At 71.9% G+C, this 1,401-nt stretch carries 1 protein-coding gene; it reads right to left on the bottom strand.

Translation table 11 applies throughout. The features are described from left to right. The coding region (locus KBY32_RS35175) for an acetyl/propionyl/methylcrotonyl-CoA carboxylase subunit alpha (RefSeq protein ID WP_210982927.1) at window positions 1-1,399 on the bottom strand (1,399 nt) is incomplete at its 3' end. Window positions 1,400-1,401: the final 2 nt, after the last annotated feature.

Genomic DNA, 1,401 nt, shown 5'->3' with positions numbered 1-1,401 from the left:
CGTCGGTGTCGGTGTCGGTGGGGGAGGTGAAGGGCTTGATGTCGTTGACGAACTCGGTCTCGATCCAGCGGGTGTGGACCGTGAAGGGGTCTGCGCTGCCGGTGAGTTCGGGGGCGAACGCCGGGTCCTTGACGACCGCGCGGTGGAAGGGGATGGCGGTGGCCATGCCCTCGACCTTGAACTCCTCCAGGGCGCGGGCCGCGCGCTGGAGGGCCTGTTCGCGGGTGGCGCCGGTGACGATCAGCTTGGCCAGCAGGGAGTCCCACGCCGGGCCGATCACGCTGCCGGATTCGACGCCCGCGTCCAGGCGGACGCCCGGGCCGGAGGGCGGGGCGAAGGTGGTGACGGTGCCGGGGGCGGGGAGGAAGCCTCGGCCGGGGTCCTCGCCGTTGATGCGGAACTCGAAGGAGTGGCCGCGCAGCGGCGGGTCGTCGTATCCGAGGGCTTCGCCGGCGGCGATGCGGAACATCTCGCGGACGAGGTCGATGCCGGCGACTTCCTCGGTGACCGGGTGTTCGACCTGAAGTCGGGTGTTGACCTCCAGGAAGGAGATCGTGCCGTCCGCGCCGACGAGGAACTCCACCGTGCCGGCGCCGACGTAGCCGGCCTCCTTCAGGATCGCCTTGGACGACGCGTACAGCTCGTCGATCTGGGCGTCGGACAGGAACGGGGCGGGGGCCTCCTCCACCAGCTTCTGGTGGCGGCGCTGCAGCGAGCAGTCACGCGTGGAGACCACGACCACGTTGCCGTGGGTGTCGGCCAGGCACTGGGTTTCCACGTGGCGGGGCTTGTCGAGGTAGCGCTCGACGAAGCACTCGCCGCGGCCGAACGCGGCGACGGCCTCGCGGACGGCGGAGTCGTACAGCTCGGGGACTTCTTCGAGGGTGCGGGCGACCTTCAGGCCGCGGCCGCCGCCGCCGAACGCCGCCTTGATGGCGATCGGCAGGCCGTGCTCCTCGGCGAACGCGACGACCTCGTCCGCGCCGCTCACCGGGTCGGGGGTGCCGGCGACGAGGGGGGCGCCGGCGCGCTGGGCGATGTGGCGGGCGGCGACCTTGTCGCCGAGGTCACGGATCGCCTGCGGCGGCGGGCCGATCCAGATCAGACCGGCGTCCAGGACGGCCTGGGCGAAGTCGGCGTTCTCCGACAGGAAGCCGTAGCCCGGGTGGATGGCGTCCGCCCCCGATTCGCGGGCGGCGGTCAGGACTTTGTCGATGTCCAGGTAGCTGGTGGCCGGGGTGTCACCGCCCAGGGCGAACGCCTCATCCGCGGCGCGGACATGCAGAGCGTCCCGGTCCGGTTCCGCGTAGACGGCCACGCTGGCGATACCGGCATCCCGGCAGGCCCGGGCCACGCGGACAGCGATTTCGCCACGGTTGGCGATGAGCACCTTGCGCACGA

The sequence above is a fragment of the Streptomyces sp. RK62 genome, from assembly GCF_018070255.1.
Classification (GTDB): domain Bacteria; phylum Actinomycetota; class Actinomycetes; order Streptomycetales; family Streptomycetaceae; genus Streptomyces; species Streptomyces nigra.
The sequence above is the reverse complement of the archived record's forward strand: the minus strand, read 5'-3'. Positions and strand labels throughout refer to the sequence as shown.